Annotated in this window: 8 protein-coding genes and 1 pseudogene; 2 read left to right on the forward strand and 7 right to left on the reverse strand. The window is 44.0% G+C overall.

Annotation, left to right across the window (positions count from 1 at the left end):
• Positions 1-25: 25 nt before the first annotated feature.
• Together QUA20_RS13975 and QUA20_RS13980 are read right to left on the reverse strand one after the other, a co-directional pair.
• Entirely contained in the window at positions 26-259 is a 234-nt protein-coding gene (locus QUA20_RS13975; RefSeq protein WP_333189410.1) for a hypothetical protein, read from the reverse strand.
• A 10-nt stretch (positions 260-269) separates the two neighbouring features.
• The gene (locus QUA20_RS13980; protein ID WP_333189411.1) at positions 270-1,493 is read right to left on the reverse strand and encodes a hypothetical protein; all 1,224 of its coding nucleotides are present in this window, start codon (positions 1,491-1,493) and stop codon (positions 270-272) included.
• A 254-nt stretch (positions 1,494-1,747) separates the two neighbouring features.
• Between QUA20_RS13980 and QUA20_RS13985 the strand changes: the two genes are divergently transcribed.
• Positions 1,748-2,017 carry a hypothetical protein gene (locus QUA20_RS13985; protein WP_333189412.1) on the forward strand — a complete coding sequence of 90 codons (270 nt, stop codon included), beginning with the start codon at positions 1,748-1,750 and terminating at the stop codon, positions 2,015-2,017.
• Positions 2,018-2,123: 106 nt separating this feature from the next.
• On the opposite strand, the gene QUA20_RS13990 is transcribed toward QUA20_RS13985, so the two are convergent.
• Positions 2,124-2,498: a hypothetical protein gene (locus QUA20_RS13990; protein WP_333189413.1), complete on the reverse strand. Its 375-nt coding sequence runs from the start codon at positions 2,496-2,498 to the stop codon at positions 2,124-2,126.
• A 261-nt stretch (positions 2,499-2,759) separates the two neighbouring features.
• On the opposite strand from QUA20_RS13990, the gene QUA20_RS13995 reads away from it, so the two are divergent.
• The gene (locus QUA20_RS13995; RefSeq protein ID WP_333189414.1) at positions 2,760-3,353 is read left to right on the forward strand and encodes a Uma2 family endonuclease; all 594 of its coding nucleotides are present in this window, start codon (positions 2,760-2,762) and stop codon (positions 3,351-3,353) included.
• 7 nt (positions 3,354-3,360) lie between these two features.
• Here the strand turns inward: QUA20_RS13995 and ruvC are convergent, their stop codons facing one another.
• The 4 genes and pseudogenes from ruvC to QUA20_RS14015 all read right to left on the reverse strand — a co-directional run bounded on the left by ruvC (position 3,361) and on the right by QUA20_RS14015 (position 5,882).
• Entirely contained in the window at positions 3,361-3,894 is a 534-nt protein-coding gene (ruvC, locus tag QUA20_RS14000; RefSeq protein ID WP_172187982.1) for a crossover junction endodeoxyribonuclease RuvC, read from the reverse strand.
• 90 nt (positions 3,895-3,984) lie between these two features.
• The gene (gene bchI / locus QUA20_RS14005) at positions 3,985-5,100 is read right to left on the reverse strand and encodes a magnesium chelatase ATPase subunit I (protein WP_445301522.1); all 1,116 of its coding nucleotides are present in this window, start codon (positions 5,098-5,100) and stop codon (positions 3,985-3,987) included.
• A 126-nt stretch (positions 5,101-5,226) separates the two neighbouring features.
• Positions 5,227-5,532: a DUF4926 domain-containing protein gene (locus QUA20_RS14010; protein ID WP_333189415.1), complete on the reverse strand. Its 306-nt coding sequence runs from the start codon at positions 5,530-5,532 to the stop codon at positions 5,227-5,229.
• Positions 5,499-5,882: pseudogene (locus tag QUA20_RS14015) on the reverse strand (DUF6883 domain-containing protein). The gene QUA20_RS14010 and the pseudogene QUA20_RS14015 overlap by 34 nt, the downstream one beginning before the upstream one ends.
• Positions 5,883-6,057 lie beyond the last annotated feature (175 nt).

Below are 6,057 nucleotides of genomic sequence, written 5' to 3' on the forward strand. Positions count from 1 at the left end.
AGTGACAAATGGGATAACTGCGAACCTAATTTATCCTTTCCATCACAATCCCATCAACTACTTCATAACCCCAATTAAAATGTCGATTTGCCAACTGCTGGGCCATGTCATATTCGCCAAAATTGCAGAGTTCAACTAACATTTGATATGCTTCATCTCTTTCTCGCTGCAACCTTTCCCACCGCAGTTTTTGTCTCTCTTGCTCAGAAGGATTTGGTCGCTCTTCTCCCAGCGGATTGATATTGCTAATTCGTTTCATATCAGCCTCATTAAAAAGGGATAGATTCTACGATTTCACCGTCAACTATTTCGTAGCCCCAGTCGGGATTTGCAGCGATTTGTTTTTCAACTATACTTCGGCCGAGAGGAGTTTGGTAAGCTTTTTGCAAAGAGGAAATACTGGGAATTTCGGCGGGAGTTGGCGATGCTGTTTCAGCAAGTTTCGGCAGTGCTGGAATCTGGTCAGATGTAGATTGATTGAGGGCTAATTGCGGCGCGATCGCCCCTAATTTCCGCATTACGCTATCCTTGGTGATTTGCGGTTTTTCGTTGAAGGAAGAGGGCAAATATGGGGTGTCAACGCCTTGGCTTTTGGCTTTGAGCGCATCGTCAGCAATACGATCGCACTTTCGCAAAAATCCCTCCCACAAATCTTTGCCCAAAACCGGGTTTCTCAAGTCAGCACGAGCTCTGGAGACTGCTGCTTCTAGCGGTTCTCCTTTGTGGACGTAATACTGAATTCGCTCTTCTTCAAAAGCAGGATAAGGCACTTCCGGCTCGATTTCCCAATCTCGCTTAACTTTCTGACTTTCTCCTAAAGGGATTCCGGCGACAAATTCCTCCCAAAAATTCGAGGTTAAGCCTTTTGTCATACCGTCAATAATTTTAAATGCCCATCCCGAAGGATGACCGAATCCTAAGCTGTGTTCTTTTGCGTATTCTTCTAAAGCTCGCTGAAAGTTGTGCAGTTGTTCTTGGGAGTTCCAAGGGCCGCTAAATCGGTAATTTGGGGTGATAGCAACGGCTATTTGCTGGCGGGGTTGCCCGAAATATTTGTCGGTTTTAACTGTATGATTTGGGGGTGATGTTTCGGGGAATATTTCTACAGAGTGATTGTTGTTTTCGCGGGTTGTATGTGTTATAATATCCGCAGGATCAATGGTCCAGAAGTTATTGAGTTTTTCCTCGAAAGCGTCAATGTCCGCCCAGAGTTCTAGGGTTTCCGTGTTGGGATTTGGTAGTTTTTCTTTCAGGAGCGATCGCACTTTGAGTTGCTGTCTCGCTAATTCCTGTTCTTCCTGATTTAAACCCGTGGCTTTTTCTATTTCTGTGCTGTTAGTTTTCACCCATTCGCCGGAGTAAGAATGTTGTGCTTGCCATTGCAATAATTGGCACAGAAAAATACTGGCTGTGACTCCGCCGGTGATTTTGGCTAGTTTGGGATAGTAGATAGCGGCATTTCCTAGATTGCCTAAAAATATTCCTATTCTCATTTTGTATATTCTTAATTCCCTGGAATCGTAGGGTGTTTATGGGCGCACCTTACCTTCAATCCTAGCGTGCGCGTAGGCCCACCTTACCTCGACTAAACTAGCATGGAGAAACTTAAGATTTTCTTTAAGCTTCTGTCTATTCCCGACTGAATGGAGTTTCTAGAGGAAAGATGGGGATCGCATATTCGATCGCCTGATTGACAGGACTGAGTTAAACGTAATAATAAATTATTTACTGTACAGATCCTCCCAAAATGAATCCAGAACGCCAAGAGGCTTATTTGAACTTAATCGAGCAAGTGCTTACCTGTCCCAACGGCCAAGAACCAGAGGTTTTGAGTTCCTGTTCCGATTTAATTGATGCGGGATTTGTGCAAATGCTAATCCAGATATCGGCTTCAATGGCCCGCGAAGGTGACGAAGATACTGCTAATTTTTTAGTGCAACTTGCTCGTTTGCTGGGGAAATCTTTGGGTTTGTCGCCGGATTTGGTGCCGGCGGGGTACAGCAGTGCACAGGGGTAGACAAGAATTGCGATCGCCTGGTTGTATCGTGTTTTGAGAAATGAGGGCGATTTCCTACCCTTGGGGATAGCTTCGCCTCACCCACTTTTTAAATGTAGCGATGGCTTTACAGTTTATATTCTAGAGGCTCGCAAAAATCATTCACCCCTGTTTTAAATACATAAATAATCACCGAAGTTACCAAAATCTCCGGGCAAGTTTTTGCTGCAACTAAATCTCTAAATGCAGCATTCAATTGTCCGTTTTTCAACTCTTCTTTAACCTCTGATTTGCAAATAGCAACACGGCATCTTTTAGCCAATCCGTCTAACCAATTTTCTGATATATTCGGTTCTTGTCCGGCTTGAATTGCTAGAGATATCGCTGCATCTTCGATGTTACCTTCGCAATCTTCGATTTCATCAAGGGCTTTTAGGGCTGCGGGATATTCGGCTAATTGCGAGCGAAATTGGGCAATTTGTTGTGAGGTAATAATCACCATATTATTTTCCTGTTTTCTCTGCTTGCGGGACAATTTTAGCAATTAAAGGTGATATTATAGCATTTTTTTGATTTACGTGGGAATTGGGCGATCGAACTTAATTACCTTTTCCACGGATTTTTTGCACTTCGTAATAGTCGAGCTGGGGCTTGAACCGCGTATTAAAACTTAAGTCAGAGCTATGAGGAGGGATGTAAAAATTGACAAAAAGCGGCGCTAAAATAGGTTAGTAGGACTCATATTTCTAGGGAGTTAGGAAAAATGACAACCGTTACTTTAAACTTAGATACTGTCGAACTAACAGACGAACAGTTTTACCGTTTATGCCAGATGAATCGAGATTGGCAATTTGAACGGACTGCTAAAGGAGAAATCATTATTATGTCACCCGTAGGGGGAGTTAGCGGCAATCGAGAAGCCTATTTAATTACAGAGTTGGGCTTGTGGAACCGTCAAACGCAGCTAGGGATAGTGTTTAGTTCTTCCACAATCTTTCGCTTGCCTAATAATGGCGATCGATCGCCTGATGCCGCTTGGGTTAGCTTGAAAAGATGGTCGGCTTTAAGAACAGAAGAACAAGAGAAATTTCCGCCAATATGTCCTAATTTTGTCATAGAATTGCGTGAAGCGAAGCTATCCCGAAGGGAATCGCGCACAGATCCGTTGCGACCCCTTCAGGAGAAAATGCAGGAATATCTAAACAGCGGCTTGCGCTTGGGTTGGCTGATTAATCCACAAGACGAACAAATAGAAATTTATCGCCATTCTCGCGAAGTAGAGATTGTACAATTTCCTGTGAGTTTATCGGGAGAAGATGTCTTGCCCGGATTTGTGCTTAATTTGCCGATGACTTGATATTGTATCAAATTTTTCCTGTTTCCAACTGTATTTTCTTCGGACAAATATCATCATCGTACCAACCAGTCAAAGCCACCGCCAAAGCATCCGCCGCATCGTCGGGTTTCGGAATGTAACCCAACTCCAACTCCCGCGCCACGGCCTCTTGCACTTCAGATTTATCCGCATTACCGCGGCCGGTCAAAGCTTGCTTAATTTGAGCCGGCGTAAACTCGAACAGCGGCACTCCACACTGCGCCAATACTAGCGTCAAAACGCCCCGCGCTTGGGCTACAAGTATGGTATTTCCCATCTTGTAAAAGAACAGTTTTTCGGCAATTGCTAGATCGGGTTTAATCTGTTCAATTACCTCGTGCAAATCGTCGTAAATTGTTTTCAACCGCTGTCCCATTTCCTGTTTTGGCGTTGTTTGTATGACGCCGCAATCAATCAGGGAAACGCTGTTTTTATCTTGTTTGCCGGGGACAATTTGACAGGAAATTGCCCCGTAGCCAAGATTTGCTAAACCCGGATCTAATCCTAAAATTCGTTTTTCCATTGCAGAAATTAGTAATTGGAAATGGGAAATGAGGTATTAAAAATTTGGGAAATGTTTCATCACCACCAATTACCAATTACCAATTACCAATTACCCCTCAGTTGTTTCTAGGCCGAATACCCGATCGAACACTTTTGTCACTTTATAGCCTGAATCTATTGATTCTAGCGGGTCTTTCCGCAATCGGTGCCGCAAACACAGAGTCATCACCCGGCGAATATCGTCCACAGTCACCTCTGTGCGGCATTCCAAAGCCGTGAAAGCTTTCGCCGCGCGGTTTGTGACCAAATCGCCCCGCAGTCCGTCTACGTCCAATTCTGCGCAAACTTGGGAAATTTTTACTCGCAAATCTCGATCGATAGTTACCGATTTCAACCTTTCCTGAGCTTCCACCAACTTCTGCTGCATATCATCTTGTTCGTGCTGATATTTCGCGAGAAACTCCGGCGGATTTTGGTCAAAACTCGATCGCTGTTCGACAATTTCCACTCTTAAATTCGGGTCTTTTACAGTCCGAATTTCTGCGTGCATCCCGAATCTGTCGAGCAACTGCGGCCGCAATTCTCCTTCTTCTGGATTCCCGGAACCGATTAAAATAAACTTAGCCGGGTGGCGGATCGAAATGCCTTCTCTTTCAACAGTATTCCAACCGCTGGCGGCGGAGTCGAGCAAAACATCGACTAAATGATCGTCGAGCAAATTGACTTCATCAACGTAAAGAATGCCGCGGTTAGCTTTAGCTAAAAGGCCTGGTTCAAAAGCTTTAACACCTTCCGACAAAGCTTTCTCGATGTCGATCGTACCGCAAACTCGGTCTTCCGTAGCGCCCAAAGGTAAATCTACCATTTGAACTTTCTTGCGGGCGATTTTAAGGTCAGTTTGAGATAAAGTGCGATCGCGCACCTCATCGCTCATCAAATCCGGATCGGTGGGATGACTGTTAAAAGGATCGTCAGCCACCACCTCAATTTCCGGCAGCAAATCAGTGAGGGCGCGGATTGTGGTAGATTTACCAGTACCTCGATCGCCCATAATCATCACCCCGCCAATTTTGGGATCGATGACATTCAACAGCAGCGCCAGTTTCATCTCCTCCTGGCCAACAATTGCAGTGAAGGGAAAAACAGCGCGGCGGGCTGGGGTAGCGGTAACGGTTGGTAGAACGCCCGCATTCAGGTTATTGCTGACTTCGGCAGTAGGACTCACAGGATAACTCAAAATATAATAATTGCTTGTTTATTGTGACATACAAGCGGACAACAATCGATCGCCAGCCTTGAAATCCAAGTACAGAGTTTGTCTGATTCCTCTCAAAACCCCGCCAAAAACAGACTATTTTTGAGACACATAACGCGCAAACTCTAAAATTTGTTGCTGGCGTTCATCAGACAAACGTTCAACCATCGCAGCTAATAGCTCAGATACAGACAACCAACGCCTTTCTTTCGACTTCCAAACAACTAAAAACTGCTCGGTAGACAGAGTACACAAAGCTATCGTTTCGCCACAGCGATCGCTAAATTCTACTTCGTAATTTCCATCATCATAACAATCTACAATAGCCCCTCTAACACCCTGGTGCAAATTAGATTCAGGTAATGTTACTAACAATTCGACTGCATCAAATAATTCGGGCACGATCGTGCTTGCCTCCGAACGAATAGTGTTACCAGTCTCGCCCCATTACAACCCGGTTCTACGATCCAACCTGTACGGACAATCCCCTGCTGTTTCTGTGCGCCCACAATTTCCAAGTCTACAGTATAGCGCTGTCCGTGTTTGTCATTTAGTCCTAAAACTGCTTCAAAATCAAGAGTTGTAACTGAAATCTGTGCTAACAGCAATTCATAGTTTTCTTGGCTAAATCCTCAACGACGCTGAAATATTACAGCTTTATCGCTACCGACAGGATTATCTAAATTAAGAGCATACTTTGTTAATTTTTGAGGATCGATAACGAGATGGCTGACAAGTTCTTTCAGCTTCATGTTTGTTTACATAACACTAATTTTACCACCTAACAGATTAAAGAGCTGTTTTGGAAACCAGATCGGCTTTCAATTTTAGTTCTAACGTACAATAACTAATACAGCACTTCCGGATGTTATGAGGTACAATAGAATCGACTAAAAATAATATTATACCAATGAAAGCATACTCAGT

The sequence above is a fragment of the Microcoleus sp. Pol7_A1 genome, from assembly GCF_036701085.1.
Classification (GTDB): Bacteria; Cyanobacteriota; Cyanobacteriia; order Cyanobacteriales; family Microcoleaceae; genus Microcoleus; species Microcoleus asticus.